Origin of the sequence: Alcaligenes aquatilis, from assembly GCF_003076515.1 — a bacterium.
GTDB lineage: Bacteria > Pseudomonadota > Gammaproteobacteria > Burkholderiales > Burkholderiaceae_B > Alcaligenes > Alcaligenes aquatilis.
Map to the genome: position 1 here is coordinate 1,582,016 of NZ_CP022390.1, position 25,744 is coordinate 1,607,759.

At 55.7% G+C, this 25,744-nt stretch carries 23 protein-coding genes and 1 other RNA gene; 12 read left to right on the top strand and 12 right to left on the bottom strand.

All coding sequences use genetic code 11. The annotated features are described in order from the left end of the window. Positions 1 to 3 precede the first annotated feature (3 nt). A complete protein-coding gene (locus tag CA948_RS07300) occupies positions 4 to 333 on the bottom strand; it encodes a hypothetical protein (protein ID WP_094197136.1) in 330 nt (109 codons plus the stop codon). A 110-nt stretch (positions 334 to 443) separates the two neighbouring features. Between CA948_RS07300 and CA948_RS07305 the strand changes: the two genes are divergently transcribed. After that, a complete protein-coding gene (locus CA948_RS07305) occupies positions 444 to 1,250 on the top strand; it encodes a hypothetical protein (RefSeq protein ID WP_230017796.1) in 807 nt (268 codons plus the stop codon). Positions 1,251 to 1,294: 44 nt separating this feature from the next. Here CA948_RS07305 and CA948_RS07310 read toward each other — a convergent pair whose 3' ends face one another. Further along, positions 1,295 to 3,370 carry a catalase gene (locus tag CA948_RS07310; protein ID WP_108727682.1) on the bottom strand — a complete coding sequence of 692 codons (2,076 nt, stop codon included), beginning with the start codon at positions 3,368 to 3,370 and terminating at the stop codon, positions 1,295 to 1,297. A 523-nt stretch (positions 3,371 to 3,893) separates the two neighbouring features. On the opposite strand from CA948_RS07310, the gene CA948_RS07315 reads away from it, so the two are divergent. Next, entirely contained in the window at positions 3,894 to 5,018 is a 1,125-nt protein-coding gene (locus CA948_RS07315) for a metallophosphoesterase (RefSeq protein ID WP_108728724.1), read from the top strand. Positions 5,019 to 5,040: 22 nt separating this feature from the next. Here CA948_RS07315 and CA948_RS07320 read toward each other — a convergent pair whose 3' ends face one another. Continuing rightward, positions 5,041 to 5,817 (bottom strand): HEAT repeat domain-containing protein, encoded by a 777-nt coding sequence (locus CA948_RS07320; RefSeq protein ID WP_094197140.1) that lies wholly within the window; start codon positions 5,815 to 5,817, stop codon positions 5,041 to 5,043. Further along, complete coding sequence (locus CA948_RS07325) at positions 5,814 to 6,302, bottom strand: MarR family winged helix-turn-helix transcriptional regulator (protein ID WP_108727683.1); 489 nt, start codon at positions 6,300 to 6,302, stop codon at positions 5,814 to 5,816. Before CA948_RS07325 ends, CA948_RS07320 begins: the two co-directional genes overlap by 4 nt. A gap of 336 nt (positions 6,303 to 6,638) precedes the next feature. Here CA948_RS07325 and CA948_RS07330 point away from each other — a divergent pair, with 336 nt between their 5' ends. Further along, on the top strand, positions 6,639 to 7,922 hold the full coding sequence (locus tag CA948_RS07330; protein WP_108727684.1) for a pyridoxal phosphate-dependent aminotransferase: 1,284 nt from the start codon (positions 6,639 to 6,641) through the stop codon (positions 7,920 to 7,922). A 102-nt stretch (positions 7,923 to 8,024) separates the two neighbouring features. Here CA948_RS07330 and CA948_RS07335 read toward each other — a convergent pair whose 3' ends face one another. The 4 genes from CA948_RS07335 to CA948_RS07350 all read right to left on the bottom strand — a co-directional run bounded on the left by CA948_RS07335 (position 8,025) and on the right by CA948_RS07350 (position 10,532). After that, complete coding sequence (locus CA948_RS07335) at positions 8,025 to 8,618, bottom strand: TetR/AcrR family transcriptional regulator (protein ID WP_108727685.1); 594 nt, start codon at positions 8,616 to 8,618, stop codon at positions 8,025 to 8,027. Continuing rightward, positions 8,619 to 9,074: a MaoC family dehydratase gene (locus CA948_RS07340; RefSeq protein WP_108727686.1), complete on the bottom strand. Its 456-nt coding sequence runs from the start codon at positions 9,072 to 9,074 to the stop codon at positions 8,619 to 8,621. A 287-nt stretch (positions 9,075 to 9,361) separates the two neighbouring features. Further along, positions 9,362 to 9,865: a GNAT family N-acetyltransferase gene (locus CA948_RS07345; RefSeq protein ID WP_108727687.1), complete on the bottom strand. Its 504-nt coding sequence runs from the start codon at positions 9,863 to 9,865 to the stop codon at positions 9,362 to 9,364. Positions 9,866 to 9,914: 49 nt separating this feature from the next. Continuing rightward, positions 9,915 to 10,532, bottom strand: coding sequence for a LysE/ArgO family amino acid transporter (locus CA948_RS07350; RefSeq protein WP_094197146.1), 618 nt, complete (start codon positions 10,530 to 10,532; stop codon positions 9,915 to 9,917). A 110-nt stretch (positions 10,533 to 10,642) separates the two neighbouring features. On the opposite strand from CA948_RS07350, the gene CA948_RS07355 reads away from it, so the two are divergent. Continuing rightward, positions 10,643 to 11,542, top strand: coding sequence for a LysR family transcriptional regulator ArgP (locus CA948_RS07355; protein ID WP_094197147.1), 900 nt, complete (start codon positions 10,643 to 10,645; stop codon positions 11,540 to 11,542). Positions 11,543 to 11,658: 116 nt separating this feature from the next. Here CA948_RS07355 and pdxR read toward each other — a convergent pair whose 3' ends face one another. After that, the gene (pdxR, locus tag CA948_RS07360; RefSeq protein ID WP_108727688.1) at positions 11,659 to 13,167 is read right to left on the bottom strand and encodes a MocR-like pyridoxine biosynthesis transcription factor PdxR; all 1,509 of its coding nucleotides are present in this window, start codon (positions 13,165 to 13,167) and stop codon (positions 11,659 to 11,661) included. A gap of 105 nt (positions 13,168 to 13,272) precedes the next feature. Here pdxR and CA948_RS07365 point away from each other — a divergent pair, with 105 nt between their 5' ends. Further along, complete coding sequence (locus CA948_RS07365) at positions 13,273 to 13,926, top strand: FMN-binding negative transcriptional regulator (RefSeq protein ID WP_108727689.1); 654 nt, start codon at positions 13,273 to 13,275, stop codon at positions 13,924 to 13,926. An 87-nt stretch (positions 13,927 to 14,013) separates the two neighbouring features. Here CA948_RS07365 and CA948_RS07370 read toward each other — a convergent pair whose 3' ends face one another. After that, complete coding sequence (locus tag CA948_RS07370; protein ID WP_108727690.1) at positions 14,014 to 14,637, bottom strand: glutathione S-transferase family protein; 624 nt, start codon at positions 14,635 to 14,637, stop codon at positions 14,014 to 14,016. A 116-nt stretch (positions 14,638 to 14,753) separates the two neighbouring features. Beyond that, positions 14,754 to 15,115, bottom strand: a transfer-messenger RNA (tmRNA) gene (gene ssrA / locus CA948_RS07375). A gap of 144 nt (positions 15,116 to 15,259) precedes the next feature. Between ssrA and sstT the strand changes: the two genes are divergently transcribed. The 7 genes from sstT to CA948_RS07410 all read left to right on the top strand — a co-directional run bounded on the left by sstT (position 15,260) and on the right by CA948_RS07410 (position 22,309). After that, positions 15,260 to 16,486, top strand: a complete 1,227-nt coding sequence (gene sstT / locus CA948_RS07380; RefSeq protein WP_108727691.1) for a serine/threonine transporter SstT — start codon at positions 15,260 to 15,262, stop codon at positions 16,484 to 16,486. A 157-nt stretch (positions 16,487 to 16,643) separates the two neighbouring features. Next, a complete protein-coding gene (locus CA948_RS07385) occupies positions 16,644 to 17,276 on the top strand; it encodes a LysE family translocator (RefSeq protein ID WP_094197190.1) in 633 nt (210 codons plus the stop codon). 328 nt (positions 17,277 to 17,604) lie between these two features. Then, positions 17,605 to 18,108: a nucleoside 2-deoxyribosyltransferase gene (locus CA948_RS07390; RefSeq protein WP_094197192.1), complete on the top strand. Its 504-nt coding sequence runs from the start codon at positions 17,605 to 17,607 to the stop codon at positions 18,106 to 18,108. A gap of 208 nt (positions 18,109 to 18,316) precedes the next feature. Beyond that, complete coding sequence (locus CA948_RS07395) at positions 18,317 to 19,153, top strand: MurR/RpiR family transcriptional regulator (protein WP_108727692.1); 837 nt, start codon at positions 18,317 to 18,319, stop codon at positions 19,151 to 19,153. 392 nt (positions 19,154 to 19,545) lie between these two features. Next, positions 19,546 to 19,857 (top strand): DUF485 domain-containing protein, encoded by a 312-nt coding sequence (locus CA948_RS07400; RefSeq protein ID WP_108727693.1) that lies wholly within the window; start codon positions 19,546 to 19,548, stop codon positions 19,855 to 19,857. Then, positions 19,854 to 21,518 carry a cation/acetate symporter ActP gene (actP, locus tag CA948_RS07405; protein ID WP_108727694.1) on the top strand — a complete coding sequence of 555 codons (1,665 nt, stop codon included), beginning with the start codon at positions 19,854 to 19,856 and terminating at the stop codon, positions 21,516 to 21,518. Before CA948_RS07400 ends, actP begins: the two co-directional genes overlap by 4 nt. Before the next feature lie 128 nt (positions 21,519 to 21,646). Further along, complete coding sequence (locus CA948_RS07410; protein WP_108727695.1) at positions 21,647 to 22,309, top strand: response regulator transcription factor; 663 nt, start codon at positions 21,647 to 21,649, stop codon at positions 22,307 to 22,309. On the opposite strand, the gene CA948_RS07415 is transcribed toward CA948_RS07410, so the two are convergent. Beyond that, positions 22,296 to 25,739, bottom strand: a complete 3,444-nt coding sequence (locus CA948_RS07415) for a hybrid sensor histidine kinase/response regulator (protein WP_108727696.1) — start codon at positions 25,737 to 25,739, stop codon at positions 22,296 to 22,298. The two genes, CA948_RS07410 and CA948_RS07415, sit on opposite strands and share 14 nt — an antisense overlap. Positions 25,740 to 25,744 lie beyond the last annotated feature (5 nt).

Sequence of the window (25,744 nt, forward strand, 5' to 3'; positions counted from 1 at the left end):
CATTCAAAACTCCAGGCAGTCAAAAAACCCTGGCAATCTTGCGTAGCTGTCCATGAGCTGATCAATCAGATACGCACTGTCTCGGGTTTCCAGAGCCAACAGATTTTCCCGGTAGTCCTCATCAGCCAAACCAACCGCACTGCGGCCCGGATCAACTCGGGCACCGGCCAGAAGCTCGGACAGCTTGGGGTCTTGTAAACCCTCCAGAGCAGCGCGCAAGGCCAACTCTTGATCAGTAAAACCGACTTGCCCGCCTTGGCCAGCGTGTAACGCCGCTTGCACTAGGGGCAACAACTTATCAATATCTTGCTTGCTAAGGTAAAACACATGCATGACACGTTCTCCACGGATTGGTGATCGGCTGGTCCAGCATACCGAAAGAAACAAGGCCGGCGCTAGTACGCCATCATTTACAGAATTAAAAAAGGGAGCCCATGACAGTAATGCGTAAACTCACTCACTCCCGCTGGCTACTGTTGGGGCTTTTGCCACTGACCACCCTGGCACAAGCCCAAACGACGGATCTCAATTCGGTAGCACTGCCCGAAACCAACACCTGGGGCTCCACACCTTACGCATTACAGATCACCCCCTACGCCTGGATTACGGGCTTGTCCGGTGAATCTTCTCCATTCAAGCGCGCACCCTCGCTGGATATCGAAAAGTCCTTTTCCGATGTGCTGCACAATCTGCGTGCCGCCGCCTTTCTAAACACCTGGGCGCGGCGCGACCGCTATGTACTCAATAGCGACCTGCTCTACGTGAACACGCGTGAAAGCGAGGTAGTGGGAGGCTTGCCCTTGGTCGGCGCCGCCCAGGGAACGGTAGACACGCGCCTGTTCATGGCGACCTTGCAAGGCGGGTATCGTGTCTATGATTCCGAACAAGCCAGCCTGGATGCACTGGCCGGCTTTTCGTATTGGGATATTCGCACTCGTGCCCATCTGAGCACAGCGGGCCGGACCAAACACCACGAAGAAAGCTTTAGCTGGGTGGACCCCATGATCGGACTGCGTGCGTTCTACCGCTTCACACCCGAGCTGTCCACTCATGCTCAGATCCATTTAGGCGGATTTGACGTGGGCTCGCGTCTGAGCTATCAGGCCACGCTGACGCTGAACTACGACCTGTCAGAGCACTTCTCGCTTGCCGCCGGATACAAAGTGCTGGATGTGAATTACCGTCGCGCCGGTCATGTCTTTGATACTCGTATGTCCGGCCCCGTACTGGGGCTTAGCTGGCGGTACTGATTGAACGGGAAGGGGCGGCCTGGACCGCCCCTTTTCCCATCAGATCAAGCCATACCATCTACTTGATGACGACGTTCCCAGAAACGCGAAGCCACCTTGCCAAGCAGGTCGTCCCCGGTTTTGATAACAAACACCCCTTTGTCTACGGACACGCCCGCCCGATCCAATAGAGGCTGGGCCGCACCGTTGTGGCCAATGGCCTTCAAGTGCCCATAGGCGTCTGCCACAAAATCAACTGCGGCCTTGTTATTACACAGCTTTGAAGCCTGCTCCTGTGTCAACAACAAGGCGACCGCATCAAAAAGCACCGACGGAGCACCAGCGATCTTTTCATCAGCGGCCAACTGGGTGCCGTCCGACAAGGTTACGCCCCCAACTTGCGGAGCAATCAGCTTGACGGCCACACCGGCCTCTTGAGCGCCCGTCAGCAACATCTCCAGCAAGCCTTTATCCGCCCCATCCGTCACCAGTATGCCCAGCATCCGGCCTGCAACAGGTGCTTTCTGAGCCAATATGGACAAGGCTTTAGAGGGTGGCATATCTACTGGTTTGCGGGCAGGTTTGGCAGGCGGCGGCAAATCCAGGCCCAAGCCCTGGGCTGCTCGCTTGGCCAGATCCTCATCAATCACACGCAGATGAGAGAGCACCCGCACACGAACATGATTGAGTTGAACCTTGGATAGCTCAAAGACCAAACCGGCAATCAGATGCTCTTGCTCGACTTCCGTCTGCGAACGGTAAAACAAACGGGCCTGACTGTAATGGTCAGCAAAAGACTCCGCCCTTACCCGCAGTTTCGCCCCGTCGTCTACCGTGCTGGGCAAGCTGCGAAAACCATGGGCCTGGGCACGGGGGCCAGCAGACTCGCCCGCCTCATCCAGGCTGTTAGGCTCATAGGTCGCGCGGCCTTTGGGAACCTGAGTTTGCATCATGCCGTCGCGCTGCATATTACTGAACGGACAACGTGGCGCATTAATGGGAATCTGATGAAAATTGACTGTTCCCAGACGAGACTTCTGTGTATCCAGGTAGGAGAACAAACGGCCTTGCAGCAAAGGATCGTCCGTAAAGTCGATGCCCGGAATAAGGTTGGACGGCAAGAAGGCGACTTGTTCGGTCTCTGCAAAAAAATTATCGGAATAACGATCCAGCACCATGCGACCCACAATTTTGACCGGCACGCTTTCTTCGGGAATGAGCTTGGTCGCATCCAGCACGTCGTAGTCCTGCTTGTCGGCCCACTCCTGGTCGAAAACCTGCACGCCAAGCTCCCACTCCGGGAAGGCTTGGCTTTGAATGGCCTCGTACAAATCGCGGCGCAGGTAATCCGAATCCGCGCCGGAAATCTTGACCGCTTCGTCCCACAAGGTCGACTGCAAACCCTGTTTGGGCTTCCAGTGAAACTTCACAAAATGCGACTTGCCCTTGGCATTCACAAAACGGAAGGTATGCACACCAAAGCCCTGCATCATGCGAAATGAGCGCGGCAAGGCTCGGTCCGACATCAACCACATGACGGTATGCAAAGACTCAGGCATCAGGGAGACAAAATCCCAGAAAGTGTCATGAGCTGACGCTGCCTGTGGAAAGCCCCGGTCTGCCTCCGGCTTGACGGCATGGATCAGGTCCGGAAACTTGATGGCGTCCTGGATAAAAAAAACGGGCATATTATTGCCCACCAGATCCCAGTTCCCCTGCTCGGTATAGAACTTGACGGCAAAGCCACGCACATCACGCGGCGTGTCTTTGGAGCCTTTGGAACCGGCCACTGTTGAAAAACGGCAGAACACCGGCACCCGGTGTCCTTCCTTTTGAAACACACAGGCCTGAGTCAACTCCGGAATGGCCTGCGTACATTCAAAATAGCCATGTGCGCCCGTGCCGCGAGCATGAACAATCCGCTCCGGGATGCGCTCGTGGTCGAAATGGAATATTTTCTCGCGCAGGACAAAATCTTCCAACAAAGTCGGGCCGCGCGCGCCAAATCGCAAGGAGTTCTGATTGTCCGATAGGGGCACGCCATGATTGGTCGTCAAGCCAGTTTGGCCAAACTGATGCAACTCCCCGCCTTGACCCACGGCATCCTGATTGGTCCTGGTTGAGGATTTTTTCGTCACCATATGTCCTCCAGTCGAGTCACCTAACAAACCCCGCTCTGCAGGTTTGAATTCAGTAGTGATACGCAACGATGTGGTGTTCAGGCGAAAAAAACCAAACCAGACTGCCAGGGTGTGCCGGCACTCGGCACCAGAACCTCGCAAGCAGGGTTTGTCTGAACGATGAGCGTGAGCCTGCCATCACCGCGCGCTCCCAATAAACTACACACGTCAAACCCAGACGTGTCCTGTTTCAAGCTCACCCATTCCTTCGGGATGCACCCTATTGATCCTGCAAATCGTGCAACTTGAAACAAGGAGCAGGCACCCCGTCCTGCTGGGGTGCCCTTGGAAAAAGCCTAGGAGTTTTAATGACTTGATGTGCGAACCAATCTCTCGAAACGTAAACAAGCATGTCCACATTTTTTTCGTGACAAGCCGGTAACTGTCAGGCCCGCTCTGGCATCATGCGCATTTTCTCGCTCTATACTGAGCACGCTTTAGCGCATGCCCAAGCATGTGCTCCGTTTCTTTTTGGAATGATTTTGTGTTTCAAGCCACTGCCCTCGTCTTCGCTCTATATGTCGCTTGGCGACTGATCAAACCTTTACCGATCAAACCCTGGATCAAGTGGCTGTTAAGTGCCTTGGCCATTGCCGCCACCCTGCACCATTACACCGTCGCCCTGTTTTGGGGCTCCCGCGCTTCTCCGGAAATTCCCGCCCAAGTCATCATGATCCTGGGATGGGCTTTTGGAGCTGTCTTGCTGGCCACCTGCTTGACCTTGATCACCGATCTGGCAGGTTTGCTAATGCGCGTCCTGTACAAACCTGCCGGACGGGTGCTGCTGCGCTCCCCCACCTTGCGCGGTGTGCTAGGTATCGCCGCTGTCAGTCTTTCCGCATTGGGCGTGTGGCAGGCGGTGCAAGTCCCGGAAGTAAAATCCATCGACGTAAAGGTGAATGGCTTACCCCCTAGCCTGGATGGTTTCAAGCTGATGCAACTGACCGACCTGCACGCCAGCCGTCTGCTGCAAGGGCCGTGGGTACAGGCCATCGTGGACAAAACACAGGCCTTAAAACCGGACTTGATTGCAATTACGGGCGACTTGGTCGATGGCACGGTGAAAGCTCGTCGCGAAGATGTCGCCCCCTTGCAAGCCCTGTCTGCCCCCAAAGGGGTTTGGGTCATTGCAGGCAACCACGAGTACTACACCCAGTATCAGCCCTGGATAGAACACTTCAACAGTCTGGGGCTACGTTTGCTCCTAAATGAGCACAGCATTATTGAGCAAGGCGATGCCGCTTTCGCCTTGGCTGGCATCACGGACAAGTCAGCGGCCGTGCATGGGCAGCCCACGCCCGACGTGGCTGCGGCGGTCGCCGGCATCCCGGTCGGCATGCCCATCATCATGCTGGCCCATCGCCCCGATACCGCCAAAGAAAGCGCAGCGGCCGGCGTGGCTTTGCAACTGTCCGGCCATACACACGGCGGCCATATCTTAGGCATGCACAAGATCGTGCAAATGGCCAATGACGGCTATGTAGGCGGACTGTATCAAGTCGATGATATGCAGCTCTATGTCAGCTACGGCGCCGGGCTGTGGCCAGGTTTCCCCCTGCGTCTGGGGCGCGCCTCGGAAATTACCTTGATTACCTTGCGCGCCTCCTGAACCTGAAACGCAAACCGAAGTATCAAGATACGCTGCGCAGTGCCCGTCGACACAGGCGCTGCACAGCCGCATTATCCGGTGATTGCACCTGCCATTGAGCACATAAATCGCGCACCCACTGTGGCTGATCCTTGGCTGCATCATTCAAGAAGTTGGCCACCGAGTCTTGCACATACACGCTGTCATCCCGATACAAGGTTTCCAGAATCGGCAACATGCGCTCCGGTTCCTTTTTCAGAATAGCGATATGCGCGCACCACACTCCCCGAGGGCGCAGGGCTTCACACGCAAAGCGGCGCAGATATTCCGAGTCTGAACGTGCCCACTGCTGCAAGGTCTGAATCGATACCTCCAGCTCGGCCACCAGTTGAGGCCGTACCGCCATCCAGGCCCATTCGCGCACACCAAAATGCGGATCATCCGCCAAGGGACGCAGTGCGTCCAGACGCTGGGAGACACTTAGCGGCTCGCGCGCTCCCACCATAAAGCAAGCCCAGCCACGCACCACATCGGCCGGATGATTCAGGCAACGCATCCAGGCCATCTCACCATAGGTTTGCAGCAAATATTCCCCTATGGCTTTCATGCGCTTGAGAATGCCCAATTCGGCCAGGGCGTCGATGTGCTGCGCGCCCTGCTCATCCAGTTCCGGAAAAACAGTGGCCACCAGCACACGCTGATCAATCGCCAGCGACTCCGTCAGGGTAGCGCCCTGGATTTCCCCCTTGGACAGGGCCAACAAAATATCAGCGGGTATGTCCGCGACCCTGGCATAACCCTTGCGGTTTTCTGTACTCATGATGCTTGTTCTCCTGCGGCCGCTTTGTTCAACAAGGTGCTTAACTGCGCGCATTCCGCCTCGGACAAATGCCTGAACAGATTGCCTATCCACTGGGCATGTGTCCCCACCAGGGTCTTGGCCAGCTCCTCCCCCTGAGGACTGAGTTTCACCATGACGGAACGCCGATCCGCCTCGGCCGCAAAGCGTTGCACCCAACCCGCTTTAAGCAGTCCATCCACCAAGGTGGTGACCGTTGCGCGCGTAACACCTGCCCGCTCAGCCAGGATATGCGAGGGCATACCCTCGGGTGCCTCTTTCAGCAAAAACAAAAGCACAAAACGGGCTTCGCTCAAGCCATAGGGTGCCAACAAGGCGGCGCAGTCTCGATCAATACGAGCGGACAAGGACAAGAGCTGAAAACAAAGAGACATTCCCTGTACGTTAACGTCCTGGTGCTGCTGTGCATGCGAGAGTAAGGCCTGATATTTCGCTTCCAATTTCATAGTTTGAGATCAAATTATTTGACATCAAATCTTAATATTGGATTCCATCAAAAACAAGAAAAATAAAAGAGACTTGCTTATCCGAAATGAACGTGCGCAGATTTCATATCATGCCAATCCAAACCACAAAGCGAAATATGCCCAATGGTAAGGAACCTATCCATAAATACAGCCGATCTTCTGACAAAAAGAGTGTCGCCAAAACTCGACAATGCCACATTTTAAGCTTGATGCTTACCAAGCGAACCCCTCGCATGCGGTAAGGTAGAAGGCTGGTCAGGCATCAGCCCTGCCAACTATCCTCTGCAGCACACATGGAATCCGAGTACCAGCATCATGAATAGCATCAAGAAATCGAACAAATTGGCGAATGTTTTGTACGATATTCGCGGCCCCATCATGGACCGGGCCAAGCAAATGGAAGACGAGGGTCAGCAACTGATCAAGCTGAACATCGGCAATTTGGCGGTATTCGGTTTTGATGCCCCGGAAGAGATCCAGCTCGATATGATCCGCAACCTGCCCAATTCCTCGGGCTACTCGGACAGCAAAGGTATTTTTGCCGCGCGCAAAGCCGTCATGCACTACACCCAGGAACAAGGCATCAAGGGCGTGACGCTGGAAGACATTTACCTGGGCAATGGTGCTTCTGAACTGATTGCCATGGCGACCAATGCCCTGCTGGACGACGGCGACGAGCTGCTTTTACCCATGCCCGACTACCCGCTGTGGACGGCTGTCACCAGCCTGTCCGGCGGTACGCCCGTCCATTACCTCTGTGATGAAGCCAATGGCTGGATCCCTGATCTGGACGATATCCGCTCCAAGATCACCCCGCGCACCAAAGGTCTGGTGGTCATCAACCCGAACAACCCCACCGGCGTGCTCTACCCCGACTCGGTGCTGCAAGCCCTGATCGATATTGCCCGCGAATTCAATCTGGTGCTGCTGGCCGACGAAGTCTACGACAAGGTCTTGTTTGACGACATGAAGCACACCGCGATGGCCAGCCTGTCCACCGACGTGCTGACCTTGACCTTCAACTCCTTGTCCAAAAGCTACCGCGCCTGTGGTTACCGCGCAGGCTGGCTGGTGATTTCGGGCGACAAGCAGGCTGGCGCTGACTATATCGAAGGGCTGAGCATGTTGGCCAATATGAAGCTATGCGCGAACGTGCCCGGCCAATGGGCTATTCAAACGGCCTTGGGTGGTTATCAGAGCATTAACGACCTGGTTTGCGAAGGCGGACGCCTGCGTCGTCAACGCGATCTGGCATACGAACTGATCACCGCCATTCCCGGGGTCAGCTGCGTCATGCCCCACGCTGCTCTGTACATGTTCCCGCGTCTGGATCCCGAAATTTACCCCATCAAGGACGACCGTCAGTTCTTCCTGCAACTGCTGGAAGCCACCCGCGTGATGCTGGTGCAAGGTACGGGCTTTAACTGGCCTCATCCGGACCACTTCCGCATGGTGTTCCTGCCCCACGAGCCCGACCTGCGCGAGGCCATCGGCCGCATGGCCAAGTTCCTGAAAGACTACCGTGTCAAGCACGGTACGGAACGGCCTGAGTTTGCGCAAGCAGCACTTCCCGCTGAGAGTACTGTGCAAACCGCCTAAGCAAAAAACGTTGCCAAGCAGGGACTGAGAAGTCAATAGACCTTGATGTAGTGACCAACGCCCGATACAGCACATCGGGCGTTTTTTATTCTGAAAATCGACTTATTGAGGACAAGCTTCCCCACCAGGCAATGCGGCCAGAACAGCCGCCTGCATACTTTGCGTCAACACGGTATCACCCATGGCCCGGCTGATCATCCCTGTCCCCAACATGGCGGCAAACAAGAGCATGACTTGCTCTTCGGACTGCTCGGCACAGGCTTGCAAGGCAAGGCGGCGAAACTGCTCAAACAAGTGCTCTACCCCTTCACTGTAAATTGCCGTGGTCTGCGCATCAGCAGGCAGGCCGCTAGCCAGGGAAGAAAAGGCCAAAATCGGGCAGCTTTGAGTTTGAGGACGATGCTTGAAGTAACGTCGCATCAAGGCTTGAAAACCTTGTACGGCATCTTCTTCATAGCGTTGGTTGATACGCTGCCAGGATGCCGAGGACTGCGTAAAGGCAAAACGGGAAGCCTCCTCAATCAAGGCCTCTTTGGAGGCAAACTGTTTGTAGAAGGCGCCAGCCGTCAGACCCGCATCATCCATGATGTCCCCGATCGAGACCCCTTCCACCCCATGTTTGCGAAACAGCCGGCATGCCGTTTCCAGCACCCGTTCGCGGTTGCGTTCGGCCTGCTCGCGCGAGACACGCCCCATTCAAACCTCCGGACGACGAAAAGCAATCAGCTTGGCAATCAAGCGCTGACACACTTCATTATTTTGATTCATGGTGTGAGACTCCACCGTCACCATCCCCCTGTCCGCTTTAGAACGAGAGGGCTGAATGTCGATGATTTTACTGAGCACATGCAAGACATCACCAGCACGCGTGGGCCGTGGCCAGTCTATCTGCCCGCCGGCACCAATAATTCCCTGACTGAATTCCAAGCTGTCCACCAACAGCTTCATGGTGATGGCAGCAGTGTGCCAACCGCTTGCAGCCAAACCTTGAAAGAACGTGTCCTTGGCCGCTTCCGCATCCAGATGGAAAGGCTGCGGATCAAACTGGCGGGCAAAGCTGATAATTTGCGCCTCATCCAGAGCATGCTCTGCGCTGCGAAACTCCATCCCCAGGGCCAGATCGTCAAGATAAACAACTGCGGTAAGACTCATCCGACTATTCTCCAGAAAGTGTGCGAGTGCGTATTGCTGCCTACATAAATAGATTATGAATAGCAGCTATCCTTGCACAAGCTTTTCTGAAAATCAACAATAGATTACAGACATACTCTATTTTGAAAATGGTGATTACTCTGCTTTGTTACCTGAAAGCCATTCAGTAGAGCGTTTGAGAAAATGCGCCTTGAATAGGGCACATCGCCCCACAGACCAGCAAGACATAAAGGAAAGCCACCCTTTGCTAGCAGACTCCTCAAGGGGCTGCCTTCATCTGCTGGGCTTTAGCCTGCTAAATCCAGTACCAAGGTCTGCGACATCAAAGACGAGCCTTCACGCAACGGCTCAGGTTCACCGCTAGGCGAAAAACCATACTTCTTATACAACTGGACGGCTGCCGCATTCGTCAGAGTCACACTCAAACGTATACAAGCCGCCTGCTTACTGTTTGCCCATTTCACTGACGCATCCAGCAGGCCATAGCCTACCTGTAAGCCACGCGCGGAGGGTGCCACCCACATCTGATAGATATCAGCCACGGCAGGTTCCGAGGCGGGCAGCTTGCACCAGACCAGACCACACGCTTGCCCCTCCTTGTCAGCTAACAAGACATGGTCTGCCTCGGATGCACAAGCGGTTTGGATCCGCTCCTGCCAGAAATGCTCAGAATGTGCGGACTCCACGGCATAGGTACTCCCGAAAGCATCGGGAGAATCACGCAAGGCACTGAGGCGCAATGCTTGATACGTGCGCCATTCATGCGCCTGAACCGGACGAATAGAGATCACAACACATCCTTTATAAAGAGAGTCAGGTACCGATCAGGGACCACAACGCTTAATGCAAGGGCCGCAACAGCAATACAGCGCACAAAGCCAGCATGAAAACAGCGATGCTGGCATCCAGCACACGCCAGGCCAAAGGCTGACGAAACACGGGTTGCAACAATCGCGCCCCATAGCCCAAGGCCAGAAACCAGCTGGCACTGGCTGCACAGGCCCCCAAGGCAAAGGCCCACTGCAAGTGGCCAGGATACGGCGTAGACAGGCTACCTAGCAGCACCATCGTATCCAGATACACGTGAGGATTCAAAAAAGTAAATGCCAGACAAGTGAGCAAGATACGACGACGGTTGCGCTCGCTACCCTGCCCAGCCATCAAGCTGCCCTTGCCCGTCCAAGCCCGTTGTGCGGCCAACAGCCCATACCAAGCAAGAAAAGCCGCGCCGCCAAAGCGCAGAACTTGCAGCAAGCCTGGCCATTCCTCTACCAAGGTACCAATGCCAGCCACGCCCCCTAGAATCAAGACGATATCGGCCAAGGCACAGATAGCGACCACCAAGCCCACATGCCTACGCTCCAGCCCTTGCCGCAAGACAAAGGCATTTTGTGTGCCTATGGCCATGATCAGGCCAGCACCCGTCAAAAAACCAGTCGCAAGCACAGAGAAGAACATGCCATCCACCCACGAAATTCAACAATTGCGATAGGATGCTGTCATTTACGATTTAAGAAAAGCTAATTATTCTTTACTTAATTAAGAATTTCTAAATACATAGGCGAATCATGGATCTGTTGCACCCGCAATTAAGAGCGTTTACGGCAGTTCTGGAGGAAGGCAGCTTTGAAGCGGCCGGACGCAAGCTATACATCACCACGTCGGCTGTCTCGCAACGTATCAAAGCGCTGGAGGACAGACTGGGACAGGTTCTGGTCCTGCGCCAACCACCTTGCCGTCCTACACCAGCAGGCGAGTTGCTGCTGCGTCGTGTACGTCCCATGCAAACCCTGGAAGCAGAGGCTGTCGCCGATTTTCTGCCAGAACGAACTGGCCCACGTAGACCCATCGCCATTGCGGTCAACAGTGACTCGCTGGACACCTGGTTTCTGCAAGCCCTCTCCCAACTAAGCCAGGAACATGGCTACCTGTTTGATGTGCGCGTGGATGACCAGGACCACACGCTGGAACTGATACGCAATGGCTCCGTACTAGGTGCCGTCACCGCCGAACCGACACCCCTGCAAGGTTGCAAAGTTCAAGCACTGGGCATCATGCGCTACCAAGCCATTGCCTCTCCAGAATTTGTAGCCCAGTACTTCAGTTCAGAAGTAGACGCAGGCTCGTTGGCCCAAGCCCCCATGATTGTCTTTAACCGCAAGGACGAATTGCAGTGGCGTTTTATACGTCAGATCACCACTGAATCTGTCACCCCTCCCATCCACTATCTGCCCACCTCTACCGGCTTTGTGAAAGCGGCGGCTTTGGGCCTGGGCTGGTGTCTGGCACCGGACTCCATGGTCAGCAATGCCTTAGCCTGCCAGGAACTGTCCTTGATCGCCCCCGGCCTTTGGCTGGATGTGCCTTTGTACTGGCAACATGCCGCTATCCGCTCCGACACCTTGCACAATATGGGCAGGGCCCTTGAGCAGGCAGCCAGCACCTCATTACTGCCAGTTCCAGCGTAATGAGCTCTTTGGCGTCCTTCGCAGGAAAGCAATGGCCAGGGTTTGCCCCTCGCAGTAAATGGTAAAAAAGCGGGCTCACGCCAGCTTTTGCAACAGACTTATCAAGAGAATCGAACTCAAGGCTTTCTTTTGGTCTTGGAAGGTCGAGCCTGCTCAGAAATAATGCGCGCCAGTTTCTGCGCCGCCTCCTTCATTTGCTCTGGACTGAACGCACTCAGGCCCAAAATCAGCCCTGGGGGGCCCTCACCGGCGTGATACATGGCAGAGACCGGACGCACGGCCACGCCCTCTTTCATGGCCTGCTGCGCCACCGCCACATCGTCAATCTGTGCGGTCAACCACAAGACCGAGTGCATCCCTTGATCGCTGGGTTGCAGACGCGTCAAATCATCAGGCAAGACATCACGCACAATCTCAAAAAGATGGTTGCGACATTGAGTGTAGACCCCACGCATACGCCGAATATGCCGCTCCAGATGCCCCTCTGCAATAAAGCTGGCCAGGACATGCTGGTCTGCACTGGGCGGATGCCGATCCAGCAGGACTCGCGCTCCGCAAAAAGCCTGTACCAACGGTGGCGGCACAATCGCATAGCCCAGACGTAGCGAGGGAAACAGCACCTTGCTAAAGGTTCCAAGATAGATCACTCGCTCCGGGTCCAGGCCCTGCATGGCAGGAAAAGGATGGCCGCAGTAGCGGAACTCGCTGTCGTAATCATCCTCAACAACCCAGGCGGACTTATCGCGTGCCCACGCCAGCAAGGCATTGCGTCGTGCCATGCTCATGGGCATGCCCAAAGGGTATTGATGCGAAGGAGTCACAAAGGCGACCCGCGCATCGGCTTGCAAGCGTATGCCCGCAGCCACATCCAGCCCCTCTTCATCCACAGGCACACGAACCATACGTTCCGGCGAACCTACCGTATTCAAAATCGCGGTAATGCCAGGATAAGCCGGGTTCTCTACCCAGGCGAAATCCTGCCTGCTCATCAAGACCAGACAAGCCAGAAACAAACCTTGCTGAGTGCCCGTTGTCACAATTACCTGCTCGGCCTCACAGCGTACCGAGCGGGAACGGCGCACGTATTCCGCGATGGCTTCCCGTAAAGGCAAGGCACCCTGAGGATCACCATAGCCACCTGGCGCGCCCTGACCATGTGCCCGCAAACGATTTCCCAAGCGTCGCCAGATAGGTCCGGGTGCAGCAGCACCCAAGGGAATCGACACAGCAAACGGGGCTGACGGCAAAGGCTGGAATTGAGCCGCAACCGTATTGAATGGCTGGGCAGCGGGTGGCGCAGGCTGGGCAGGCAGCGATGCCGCCCTGCGCTTCTTGGCGGCATCCTTGGGATGGCCCAGCGACGGGGCGATATAAGTACCTACGCCCGGCAAGGACTCCAAAAAACCTTCGGCAATCAATTGCTCGAAAGCTTCCACGACCGTGCCACGGGCCACACCCAAGGATGCCGCCAAGGCTCGCGTGGACGGTAAGGATTCACCCGGTTTGAGCGCACCGTTTTTTACTGCTTCGCGCAGCTTCTGCGCTAGCTGACGCCCCAGGGTGCCTGCGCTTCGGTCCAGCTCACCAAGGGAAGGAATCTTCGGATTATGGGCGGTACGAGACATTGTTTGTGGTCCATGAAAATAGCACCAAACTGGCACAGTTCAATGAGCCAGAATAGACCAATAATAGACACATTGATCCTCAATCCCAAGCCCAGACAGACGACGATGTATATCCCCGCACACTTCAATGAATCCCGACCTGAACCACTGCACGAGCTGATCGCCCAGCATCCGTTGGGCATTCTGGTCGCCAATGGCAAAAGTGGTTTAAGTGCAAATCACCTGCCCTTCATGCTGCATCCCAAAGAAGGCGCACAAGGGGTATTGCACTGTCACGTCGCCAGAAACAACCCCGTATGGCAAGACCTGGAGAACGGCGACGAAGTGATGGTGATATTTCGAGCAGGGGACGCCTATATCTCTCCGCAATGGTTTCCCAGCAAGCTGGAAACACATAAGCAAGTCCCGTCCTGGAACTACATCGTGGCCCATGCCTATGGGCAGGTGACGATACGCGATGAGGAACGCTATGTTCGCGGTGCCGTGGCGCGCTTGACCCGCATCCACGAAGCCAGCCAGCCCATGCCCTGGAAGATGACGGATGGGCCCAAGGACTATATCGACGCCATGCTCAAAGCCATCGTTGGGATTGAAATTGAGATCACTAGCCTGATCGGCAAAACCAAGCTGAGTCAGAATAAAGAGGCTCGGGATGTGGAGGCGGCATCAGCAGCCTTAATCCGCCAAGGGGACGATTTCATTGGCAGCGCGATGCAGGCGGTGGCAGCAGAAAAACAGGTGCAGGAGAGCAAGGCCTAGAAAAACCGCTCCCCTGCAACGAATAAGCTTAGGTTTATTGTTTGAGCCCTGAATGAGCCTGTGAGACTCCCCAAGGTAGCAACGTGCTCAGGCAGCGGCCTCGGCCACGGCCTTACGCACAGCCTCGCGCGCGCCCACCCGCTCCAGATAGGCACTTAGTTTAGGGAATTGGCTCATATCAACGGCATCCCCCTCCAGCCAGCCACCCACGGTGTACAGATACGCATCGGCCACACTGAATTGCTCGCCCAACGCCCAGGGACCAACAATCAAGGATTCCAGATAAGCCGCACACGCCGTCATGTTTTGCGGAACCTTAGCGCGCATGGCTTCTTCCACAGCAGGATCATCGACCCAACGAGAGCCACGACGCTTGTGCGCGTGGGCCACGTGCACCGTAGATGCCAGGTAGCTGTGCAGCTCCTGCATACGAGCGAATGCAAAAGGATCATTCAACGGTGCCAGCTTGGCAGCCGGAAAGCTCTGTGCCACAAAAGCCAGCAAAGCCGGGGTTTCCGTCAACGCTCCCTGCTCTGTCACCAGTGCCGGAACACGCCCCTTGGGATTGACACGCAGAAACTCCGGGCTTTGCTGTTGATTGGCACCAAAATCCAGCTTGACCACATCAAAGTCTGCCCCTGCTTCATGCAGTGCAATATGAGTGGCAAGCGCGCAGGTCCCTGGCGCGCAATAGAACACCCAACGAGACATATTGATCCCCTCTTGTATTGTAAATGAAGGGATTATTATGACCCTAAAGCGTTGTTGAGCAAGCAGAAAACAAAAAACCCAACAGCCGTTACGCTGTTGGGTTTCTTGGGATTTCTTGGTGGAGTCGGGGGGAATTGAACCCCCGTCCGCAAGCCGTCCACAGACAGTTCTACATGTGTAGTCAATTAATTTTAAGTTTTAACCTTGGACTATGCCAATTGACAGGCCTTTCCTTGGCGATCCACTAAGTTTTAGAACCGGACTACGTGGCACAGGCCGATTCGATTCTTTGTAAATAACACTGCTGTAGGTTGCCCTACCTAACCCAAAGACAAATTAGTGCAGTGGCCCAGCCTTAAGCGGCTAGAGCGAAACGCTCGTCGTTGGCGTTTGTAGTTTTCCAGTGGATTTACGAGCGTACTGGTGCTCGACACGCCCTGTGCTGCTTCTTGACCCACGTCGAAGCCATGTCGACCCCATGTGGATTAGTAACCATACCACATCGGCTACAAAATGTATAGCGCCTGGTGCTAGAATAACCGTCTTCCGCGCTCTGGCTGAGTCCTCGCCAGGGCGTTTTTCACGTACGTCACACCTACCCTTTTGTCTGGAGTCGCTTTCCATGACCCATCCCGCCAGTCAAGCCAGAGGCCCGTTAGGCTTTATCCTGCACGGCAGTCTTGTTACTCAAATTGTGATCGGTTTGTTCGCCGGTATTTTGTTGGGGCACTTTGCACCGGCAGCTGCGCAGTCGATCGCCTTGCTGGGCCAATTGTTTGTCTCTGCCTTGAAGTCGGTAGCACCGATTCTGGTGTTTGTGCTGGTGATGTCCTCTATCGCCAATCAAAAAGCCCAGTCCTCCAGCCGCATGGGCCCTATTTTGCTCTTGTACGTGATGGGCACCTTTCTGGCCGCACTGGTTGCCGTGATCGCCAGTTTCGCCTTCCCCGTCAAACTCAAACTGGATCTGGCCGACACCACACTGAATCCGCCCAGCGATATCACCGAGGTGCTGCTGGATCTGTTGACCAATATTGTGGTGAACCCGATTGATGCCTTGCTTACCGCCAATTACATGGGCATTTTAGCGTGGGCCATTGCCTTGGGCCTGGCCTTGAAACATGGTTCACAAAGCTCTCGTGACCTGCTCACTGATATGGCCAACTCGGTCTCTTCCCTGGTACGACTGGTGATTCGCTTTGCGCCGTTGGGGATCTTTGGTTTAGTGGCTGTAACCGTTGCAGAGTCTGGCTTTGATGCCCTGCGCCAATACGGCCTGCTGCTGATCGTGCTGGTAGGCTGCATGTTGGCGGTGGCCCTGATCGTCAACCCCCTGATCGTATTTGCCAAGTTGCGTCGCAACCCCTACCCGCTGGTCTTTACCTGCCTGCGTGAAAGCGGCATCACGGCTTTCTTCACCCGCAGTTCTGCCGCCAACATCCCCGTGAACATGGCATTGTGCGAACGTCTGGGACTGAATAAAGACACGTACTCCGTTTCAATTCCATTGGGTGCCACCATCAATATGGCTGGCGCTGCTGTCACAATTACGGTGCTGACACTGGCCGCTGTACACACACTGAACATTCAGGCTGACTTGCCCACTGCCCTACTGCTCAGTCTGGTGGCCACGGTTGCGGCTTGCGGTGCTTCTGGCGTGGCCGGTGGCTCGTTGCTGCTAATTCCATTAGCATGCAATATGTTCGGCATTACCGACGATATCGCCATGCAAGTTGTGGGCGTCGGTTTTGTGATTGGGGTGGTGCAAGACTCAGTCGAAACGGCGTTGAACTCCTCGACGGATGTGCTGTTTACTGCCGCAGCCACACTTGAACCTGGCCGTGCCTGATTTGACACCTTGACTCACAAGGGGCCAGCCAGTCAGGCTGGCCTTTTTTGTATGTAATCCGAACCCGATTGCCTCAGCCCAGACACCAGTCACCGTACTTTGGGGTGTGGGCATCTGCCAGATGCTTGCGCAGTCAGGCGCTTATCAAGGAGTCTTCGTGGATGTAGCCAGTCTTTCTCTGTATATCGTTGCCGTCGCGGCTGTCACCGTCATTCCGGGACCAACGATGCTGCTGGCCCTGAATAATGGCGCTCATGGGGGAAAACGAATCGCGGCCTGCGGTATTGCGGGTGCAGCGCTCTCGGACCTGATTCTGATCGCCGCCGTAGGCGGTGGACTGGGAGCACTGCTGCTTGCCTCTGAACAGCTCTTCTCGGTCGTAAAATGGATCGGTGCGGCCTACCTGCTGTACCTGGCCTATGGACTGTGGCACGCCCCTGTCCGAACCATCCAGACAGGAGCTCCCTTGAGCAATACCCTGTCAGGTCGCACCGCCTTCCTACGCTCCTTGCTGGTGGCTTTATCCAACCCTAAAGGATTACTGTTCTTCTCGGCTTTTCTGCCACAATTCATCCGCCCAGAAGAGGCCATTGCAGCCCAGTACATCACACTGGCACTGGTCACGGCCCTCATTGATATTGCCCTGATGACGGTATACGCCGTAGGCGGTCATCACGCCATGCGGCTGCTTTCTGGCCAGGCCATGCGTTGGTTAAACCGGGGCTGCGCAGGCATGCTGGCAGGTCTGGGGATTGCTTTGAGCTTGTATCGACGCAGCAACTCCAACTAAGGCTCACAACGCTTTGCAAGGCAAGAAGGGATCTGAACTGGTCCCTTTTTCTTGTGTGTGGCAACCCGGGCTTGCCAGCTACGAAGCGGCCCATCACCATCCATGACGCCGCAGCAACAGGCAAAACGACAAAGCACAAAACCGGACCAGATACCTGCACCCGGCACCATGCTCAGGCCGATGGGATCGTATATCATCATTCAGGTGGCCACCCCGAATGCCCTGCTACGGTTCAATGTCGCCATATCCTCACGAACTCCGGTATATCAAGGCTTAGCGCCTGGACCGGCATGGTTTTCCACTTAGCCCGATGCAACAAGGAGTCAAGATGAAGCGTATCTATTTAGCGGGTCCTGACGTGTTTTTCAGCGATGCCGCCGAGCGTGCCACACTGCACAAGCAATTGGTACGAGACTTTGGCTTCCAACCCTTGCATCCCGTTGATCAGGAAGAAATCGAAGCCTCCTCCATCTATCATCACAATATCCGCCTGCTGGATCAGGCCGATGCAGTACTGGCCAATATCACGCCCTTTCGAGGTGCGGAAATTGATACTGGCACCGCCTTTGAAATTGGCTATGCCGTGGCTCAGGGTTTGCCTGTTTTCACCTACCGTTCTACCGCCGATACGGTTCTGGATACCGTGCGCGAACACTACAGCCCGGTCGTACTGGACCCGGCCACCCAGATATGGCGCGATCGTAATGGCGCACTTATTGAGGACTTTGGCCTGCCCTCGAACTTGATGGTGGCAATCAGCACGGAGTTTGTACATGGCACGTTTACCGATGCCTTGATCGCTGCGCAGGACTATTTCAAAGCCATCGGCTGATTCACACGCAGAGAAAGTTCTGCTTAGCAATCAAGGACAAACTCTCAAACAGGCTTGAAATTAAACGAACCCCAGCGAAATTAAACGCCGTAGATTCTCTGGTAGGATGGGGCCTTGAGATCTTCAAACAATACCCACGAGCTGCATAATAAGCTCCCCGCATCACCCGCTTTTCTTGACTCAAAAAAACAGGGCTACGCCCAGTACCATGCCAGACACCAGCAACATCTCTTTTCTTGAGCGCGTACGCGCCATCCTTAGTGACCTCCCCGCTTCCGAGCGACGTCTGGCCCAATTCACACTGGATTTTTCGGGGGATCTGTCCAGCTACAACGCCTCGGAGCTGGCCAGCCTGGCCCAAGTGTCCAATGCCACGGTCACACGCCTGATCCGCCGCCTGGAATACGCCAACTACGAAGCGGCACGCAAACAGATTCGCTCGGAAAGAACAGATGATTCTTTCACCCCCGTCAACTCGCCTCTGTCTCCGGGTGAGACAACCTTGCACTCGCACCTGCAGGAAAGCTATAGCAAGCTGGGCAACACCTACCGGCATCTGTCCCAGTCGGCACTACTGGAAGCCAGCCAGGCTATCAGTCGTGCGCGGCAGGTTTGGCTGATAGGTTTGCAGGCAAACTACTTTCTGGCCGGGCATTTCCATTGGCATTTGTCCAAGTTCTTGCCGGGGGTCAGACTCATCCCCGGAGCAGGTCAGACAGTCTCCGAATACCTGACTGACATCCAGCACCAGGATGTGCTCATTATTTTTGATTTGCATCCACGCGCCAGCCCAATGCCGGAGCTGATCCAGCACCTGGAAGCACGCTGTGCGGACATCGTGCTGATCACCGACCAGGATTACAAACAGCGGCCCAAGACCCGCTGGTCCCTGCCCTGCCAGCCCGGACGTGAACAGTTGCCTGATAATTCGGTGGCCGTTGCCAGCCTGTCCCATCTTCTCCTGTCCGAAGTACTGAAAGCGCGTGGTGCCGACCGCCGCGATGAATCGGCACAAGAGCTTGCCGCCGCTGAAGCGCTGTTTTAAGCAAACAAAGCGCGTTCTTTTGAATCTCTGCGGCCGACTCAGAGCAGAATAGACAAATCTTGTACCTGCAAGGATCCTGCGTCATTTACTTCCCCTCGCCGATTGAAATATCGCATTCTTTTCGTCACACGATATAAGACCACCCTCCTCCAAAAAAAAAACCAGCATCGCTTGTCGATTACGGCGTAATGCCGTGCCGTCGTCCAGCCAAATCAAGGCTCCGAAACCAGAGCCTTCGCCCACCATCTACGACCAAAGTCGCCTATTGGGAAACGTTGATTCGTTCTATACATGCTGTACACAGAGCGCCCGCAAGCGCCAACTCCCTGTACACGCCGTGTTTAGAGAGCCTCGATGCCAAGAATCATCAAACCCCATAAGGAGACATAAGAATGAGTTCAGCCAATACTGTCGTGACGGCAGTCACCCAGCACCCTGCCTATCAAGAGCTGCTTAGAAAACGCAACCGCATGAGTCTGATCTTTTTCGGCTTGACCGTGATTGTGTACGCCGGTTTTATCCTGACCCTGGCCTTTGATCCCGAACTGTTCAGCCGCTCCGTTGGCTCCATGACCATGACCATCGGCGTACTGAGCGCTGTCATTGTGCTGCTGAGCGCCGTCGTGCTGGTGTCCGCCTTCGTCTACATTTCCAACAAGGTGTATGACCCCTTGCTGGCTCAAGTCATGAAGGATGTGACATGAAGACATTCCTTCTGAGCCTGGGCCTGTTCAGTCTGGCCAGCGGCAATGCCATGGCGGCCTCGCCCGGCCAGGCCAATACCTCTGCCATTGTCATGTTCCTGATCTTTATTGCCGGGACTATGGGCATTACCTGGTGGGCGGCCCGCCGCACACGCACCACGTCAGACTTTTATACCGCCGGTGGCGGTTTGACCGGCTTTCAAAACGGCCTGGCCATTGCCGGGGACTATCTGTCCGCCGCCTCCTTCCTGGGGATTGCAGGCATGGTGTACGTCAGCGGTTTTGACGGCATGATTTACGCCATCGGTTTCATGTTCGGCTGGCCGGTTGTGATGTTTCTGATTGCCGAGCGCCTGCGCAATCTGGGCCGCTACAACTTTGCTGACGTGACCTCGTTTCGCCTGTCCCAGAACCCCATGCGGATTCTGGCGGCCAGCGCCTCGCTGCTGATCATTGCCCTGTACCTGATCGCGCAAATGGTAGGCGCCGGCAAACTGATCGTGCTGTTGTTTGGTCTGGACTACAACGTGGCCGTTGTCATCGTAGGCTCGCTGATGATGATTTACGTCACCTTTGGCGGCATGACGGCCACCACCTGGGTACAAATCATCAAAGCTGTCCTGATGCTGTTCGGTGCGACGCTGATGACGATTCTGGTTCTGGCCGCTTTCTACTGGGATGTCGATGCCATGCTGGCCGCAGCCGTGGAAACGCACCCCACCGGGCACGCCATTCTTGAGCCCGGCGCTGCCGTCAGCAGCAACCCGCTGAACGTGCTGTCCCTGGGGATTGCGCTGGCCTTCGGTACCGCTGGCCTACCCCATATCCTGATGCGTTTCTTCACCGTGGCCGATGCCAAGGAAGCTCGCAAATCCGTGATCTACGCCAGCAGCTTTATTGGCTACTTCTACCTGCTGACCTTCATCATCGGTTTCGGTGCCATCGCCTTGCTGGTCAAGCACCCCGAGTACTTCCAGACTGGCCCGGATGGCTCTTTCAACATGCTGACCAATCTGATTGGTGGCACCAATATGGTGGCGGTTCATCTGGCCAATGCCGTAGGCGGCAACCTGTTGCTGGGCTTTCTGGCAGCGGTGACCTTCGCAACCATTGTGGCTGTGGTCGCAGGCTTGGCTCTGGCTGGTGCCGCAGCTATTTCGCATGACTTGTACGCCAACGTCATCGCCAAAGGACGCGCGACCGAAAAAGACCAGATGCGCATTTCGCGTATCTCCACGGTGGTGCTGGGTGTGCTGGCGATTTTGCTGGGCATTATTTTTGAGAACCAGAACGTCGCCTTCATGGTGGGCCTGGCCTTTGCCATTGCCGCCAGTGCCAACTTCCCGGTTCTGGTGCTGTCAATTGCCTGGCGTGGCTGCACCACACGAGGCGCCACGATTGGCGGCTTCCTGGGTCTGGTCACCGCCACAGTGTGGGTGGTCTTGAGCAGCACGGTGTGGGTGGATGTATTCGGTTTTGCCGAGCCCATCACGCCTTTCCCTAACCCTGGCATCCTGTCCATCCCGCTGGCTTTCTTCTCGATCTGGCTGTTCTCGACCCTGGATAACAGCGCCCGCGCTACCCAGGAACGAGAAGCCTTCGAGGCTCTGACCGTACGCAGTCAAACCGGCATTGGTGCTGCCAGCGCCAGCGCTCACTAAGGCTTTTACGCTGATTTGATCAGCATGCAGGAACAGAAAACAGGGCATTTCGGTGCCCTGTTTTTACGAATGTGCAGCTCATCCTGACAAGCACTATGACAGAAACGTGAACATGGCATAATCCTCACATGAATGAACTGCTCATTGCTGACGATCACCCGCTGTTTCGTGAAGCATTACGAGGCGTCGTAGCCAGCCTGTTTCCCGGCACCGCCATTTACGAAGCGGATCGCATCTCCAATTTATACCCCCTGGTCGACGACCATCCGGACGCCGATCTGCTCTTGCTGGATCTGGATATTCCAGGGGCAATTGGCTTTAGCGCCCTGGTTCATTTGCGCGCAACCTATCCCTGCCTGCCCATCATTCTGGTTACCGCCCATGAACAGGCCCGCTTCATGCGCCGCGCCATGGATCACGGCGCCATGGGTTTCATCCCCAAATCTATTGACTCTCACACCCTGGGCGTGGCCTTGCAGGTAGTTCTGGACGGCGGCACCTGGCTGCCGGAAATCGGCTCTTGTGCCCCTGGCATCAGCCTGGACGAACGCGAAGTGGCCGCGAAATTGCGCGAACTGACCCCACAACAATTCCGCGTGCTGCAAATGCTCAGCACAGGCCAACTGAACAAGCAGATTGCCTACGAGCTGAACGTCTCGGAGGCCACCATCAAGGCTCACATGACGGCTATTTTGCGCAAATTGGGTGCCTCCAATCGTACCCAGGCCGTCTTGATGGCCAGTCACCTTGGCCTGAACCAGGACGAGTCCCAGGACGCTAATACGTTTTAATTTGGGCAGCCAAAAAAGCGCGCAACGAAGCGGGCTTGACCGGTTTGGTCAGCACCAGGTAACCATATTGCCGAGCTGCCGCTTTCAACTCATCGCTACCATCGGCCGTCAACAAAGCACCTTGCGCATGGGGCAAATGCAAGCGCAATAATTGCAGTGCCTGCAAGCCGTCCAATCGATCATGCAAGTGGTAATCCACCAGCAAGACCTCGGGATGCAAGTCGATTTTTTCCAAAGCACCATCGACCGTATTGGCGGTAATGATTTGCGCTCCCCACCGACCCAACAGCACTTCCATACCCGCCATAATATCCAGATCATTATCCAGGCAAAGTACCCGCAAGCCCGTCAAGGGCAGGCCGTCTGCAGGCTTGCTGGACTCGTTATTTGGATAGCTGCCAGGTTCGGTAGCCTGGCTCAAGGGAACACGGATGGAAAACATGCTGCCGCGCCCCACTTGGGATCGCACATCCAGCGTGTGTCCCAACAGGACGGCAATACGTTGGCAGATAGACAAGCCCAACCCAAGGCCACGACCATCCCAATCGAAGGCTTGCTCATAGCGATGAAACTCTGCATAAATCTGCTGAATATGATGAGACGGAATGCCCTGTCCTGAATCCCAAACCTGAAACTCCAGTTCCTTACCCCGAACCCGCACACCAAACACCACCCTCCCCTCCTGCGTATATCGCAAGGCATTGGCCAGGAAATTTTGCAGCACCCGACGCAGCAAGCGATGGTCGCTATACACCTGCAAAGGTCGTGCATGAACCCGCAGTTGGATACCACGCCGTGCCGCCATGGCCGCATATTGATCCGCCAAATGCTGCAGCAAGTGCTGAACATCGATCACGCCCAAATCCGGCTTCAAGGCCCCAGCATCCAGACGGGAAATATCCAGCAGACCCTCCAGCAATTCTTCTGCCGTACGCAAAGAAGTGTCGACCCGCTCGGCCAGATTAGGCATCTCTGCAAGGTCGTGAGTATCGCGCAATGCCGAGGCAAACAGACGCGCCGCATTAATCGGTTGCAGCACATCATGGCTGACCGCCGTCAGGAAACGGGTACGGGACTCCTGGGCTTTTTCCGCCTCTTGTGTACGCACCGCAACGCGCTGCTCCAGGCTATCATTCATTTCGCGCAATTCGCGCTCCACGCGCTTGTACTGCGTGATATCGCTATAGCTGGTGACGTAACCGCCCCCCGGCAAAGGTCGCCCCCGCAGCTCGATCACCTGCTTGTCATTCAACATGCGTTGAGTCACATAGGAAGAGCCTTCGCGCATGAACTGAATACGACGTTCTATGGCTTGTTCCACCCCTATGCTTTCCACGCCATCGACCTTGCCCCGCTCGGCATTAAAGCGAATCAGGTCCGCCACAGAGCGGCCCACATACAGCATGCTGGGTGGATAATCGAACAACTGCTGGTAGCGCTGATTCCAGGCAACCAGACGCATGTCCGCATCCACCACGCTGACGCCCTGATCAATATTTTCCAGCGTAGCCAGCAAAATATCCCGATTGAAGCGCAGCTCCTGCCCCGCCTCGTCCAGCACGGCCATGATGGCGGCCACTTCCATGCCCGAACCACGCAAGGCACTGGTCAGCACCAAACGCGCAGACGCCGCCCCCACCGCTGCCGCCAATAGCAATTCGGTGAAATGCACCCAGGCACTATCAGCCCGCAGACCAGGTTCCAGCACTTGCTTGACCTGCCTGGCCTGCGTCTCAAAAGCACGACGCGCCATTTTTTTGCCGACAATCCGTTCCGCTAATACCAGTAAATCGTGTACCGACAGATCCCCATAAGAATGCCGGGCCGCCAGCGTCTGTCGCTCTGCATAAGGATCCAGAAAAGGCTCGGCACGCAAACGTTCTCCCAAGCCCGGACGTCTGCGCCACGAAACCCACAAAAATGCGCTGATATTGCACAGCAAGGACCAGAAAGTGCCATGCGTCAGCGGGTCCCAGCCTTCTACGCCAAACAACTGATAAGGGCGCAGCCAGGACAGTCCAAAAGGCCCTTGATGCAACCAGTCATCTGCCAGCAAACCAACCTCGGTCAGCGTTGGCAGGAGCAAGGTATAAACCCAGATGGCAAAGCCCAATAAAAGACCGGCCTCCACCCCTTGCCGACTGGCACCGCGCCAATACAAGCCACCGATCAAGCCCGGCCCAAACTGCGCGACCGCCACAAAAGCCATCAAGCCGTAGGCAGCCAAGGTCGTATCGCTGCCGCTGAGCATGTAATAGCCGTAAGCCACACCGGCCAGCGCCATGATGGCAACACGACGTATCCATAACACCGTGGAAGCGACTGTGCTTTGCTGGTATTGCGCCCAACCTCGGCGCAGCAACAAGGGCATCACCAAGTCATTACTGACCATGGTCGAGAGCGCTACGCTGGTCACAATCACCATGCCGGTTGCTGCCGAAAAACCGCCTATATAAACCATCAAGGCCAGGCCCACCTGGTTTTGCGACAAGGGCAAGGCCAGCACAAAGCTATCGGGTGCCACCCCCTCGCCCCCGACACCAAACAAGCTGACACCTGCCGCAGCAATGGGCACAACCATCACGCTGACCAGCACCAGATACGCGCCGAACAACCAGCGCGCCCGCCGTATATCCACCACATCCCCACATTCCACAATGGCCACATGGAATTGACGGGGCAAGCAAATAATGGCGGCAAAAGCCAGCAAGGTCTGCCCGACAAAGCCCACGGGGGGACTGTTCTCGAACAAGGTGGTGACCGCTCCCACCATATTGAGTTCAGCCTCCCCAAACCAGCGAAACGCGAACACACCAACGGCAACCAACGCCACCAGTTTCACCACCGACTCAAACGCCACTGCCAGCATCAAGCCCGGTCGATGCTCAGTGGCATCCACTTGCCGTGTTCCAAACAGGATGGCAAACAAGGCCATCAAAACGGCAACATATAAGGCCGGATCACCTAATAGGCCCACATGAAATTCCGTCCCTGCCAGCACACTCAAACTCAAGGCGACCGCCTTGTATTGCAGGGCCAGATACGGAACGGCAGCCACCACAGCAATCCCCGCCACCATCGCCGCCAAACGCTGCGAACGCCCATAACGACTGGCCATGAAGTCCGCAATGGACACCGTATTCTGGGATTGAGCCACCAGCGCCAGGCGTTCAATAATCCGCCAGCCAAACAGCAGCATCAGCATGGGGCCTAAATAAATAGGCAAAAAACCAATGCCATAGCGCACGGCCGAGCCGACCGCACCATAAAAGGTCCAGGAAGAACAGTACACAGCCAAGGCCAGGCTGTAGACCGTGGGTCGCAGCCAAGGGCGCTGGGTATACAAAGGATTCCTGTCTCCGAACCAGGCAATGGCGAACAAGATGGCGGCGTAAATCAAGGAAGCCAACACGACCCAAGCTGGCGTCATCTGCA

Bases quoted from the DNA above. Each gene is read 5' to 3' on its own strand.
- CA948_RS07300 (WP_094197136.1), bottom strand. From the start codon at position 333: ATGCATGTGTTTTACCTTAGCAAGCAAGATATTGATAAGTTGTTGCCC.
- CA948_RS07305 (WP_230017796.1), top strand. From the start codon at position 444: ATGCGTAAACTCACTCACTCCCGCTGGCTACTGTTGGGGCTTTTGCCA.
- CA948_RS07310 (WP_108727682.1), bottom strand. From the start codon at position 3,370: ATGGTGACGAAAAAATCCTCAACCAGGACCAATCAGGATGCCGTGGGT.
- CA948_RS07320 (WP_094197140.1), bottom strand. From the start codon at position 5,817: ATGAGTACAGAAAACCGCAAGGGTTATGCCAGGGTCGCGGACATACCC.
- CA948_RS07325 (WP_108727683.1), bottom strand. From the start codon at position 6,302: ATGAAATTGGAAGCGAAATATCAGGCCTTACTCTCGCATGCACAGCAG.
- CA948_RS07330 (WP_108727684.1), top strand. From the start codon at position 6,639: ATGAATAGCATCAAGAAATCGAACAAATTGGCGAATGTTTTGTACGAT.
- CA948_RS07335 (WP_108727685.1), bottom strand. From the start codon at position 8,618: ATGGGGCGTGTCTCGCGCGAGCAGGCCGAACGCAACCGCGAACGGGTG.
- CA948_RS07340 (WP_108727686.1), bottom strand. From the start codon at position 9,074: ATGAGTCTTACCGCAGTTGTTTATCTTGACGATCTGGCCCTGGGGATG.
- CA948_RS07350 (WP_094197146.1), bottom strand. From the start codon at position 10,532: ATGTTCTTCTCTGTGCTTGCGACTGGTTTTTTGACGGGTGCTGGCCTG.
- CA948_RS07355 (WP_094197147.1), top strand. From the start codon at position 10,643: ATGGATCTGTTGCACCCGCAATTAAGAGCGTTTACGGCAGTTCTGGAG.
- pdxR (WP_108727688.1), bottom strand. From the start codon at position 13,167: ATGTCTCGTACCGCCCATAATCCGAAGATTCCTTCCCTTGGTGAGCTG.
- CA948_RS07365 (WP_108727689.1), top strand. From the start codon at position 13,273: ATGTATATCCCCGCACACTTCAATGAATCCCGACCTGAACCACTGCAC.
- CA948_RS07370 (WP_108727690.1), bottom strand. From the start codon at position 14,637: ATGTCTCGTTGGGTGTTCTATTGCGCGCCAGGGACCTGCGCGCTTGCC.
- sstT (WP_108727691.1), top strand. From the start codon at position 15,260: ATGACCCATCCCGCCAGTCAAGCCAGAGGCCCGTTAGGCTTTATCCTG.
- CA948_RS07390 (WP_094197192.1), top strand. From the start codon at position 17,605: ATGAAGCGTATCTATTTAGCGGGTCCTGACGTGTTTTTCAGCGATGCC.
- CA948_RS07395 (WP_108727692.1), top strand. From the start codon at position 18,317: ATGCCAGACACCAGCAACATCTCTTTTCTTGAGCGCGTACGCGCCATC.
- CA948_RS07400 (WP_108727693.1), top strand. From the start codon at position 19,546: ATGAGTTCAGCCAATACTGTCGTGACGGCAGTCACCCAGCACCCTGCC.
- actP (WP_108727694.1), top strand. From the start codon at position 19,854: ATGAAGACATTCCTTCTGAGCCTGGGCCTGTTCAGTCTGGCCAGCGGC.
- CA948_RS07410 (WP_108727695.1), top strand. From the start codon at position 21,647: ATGAATGAACTGCTCATTGCTGACGATCACCCGCTGTTTCGTGAAGCA.
- CA948_RS07415 (WP_108727696.1), bottom strand. From the start codon at position 25,739: ATGACGCCAGCTTGGGTCGTGTTGGCTTCCTTGATTTACGCCGCCATC.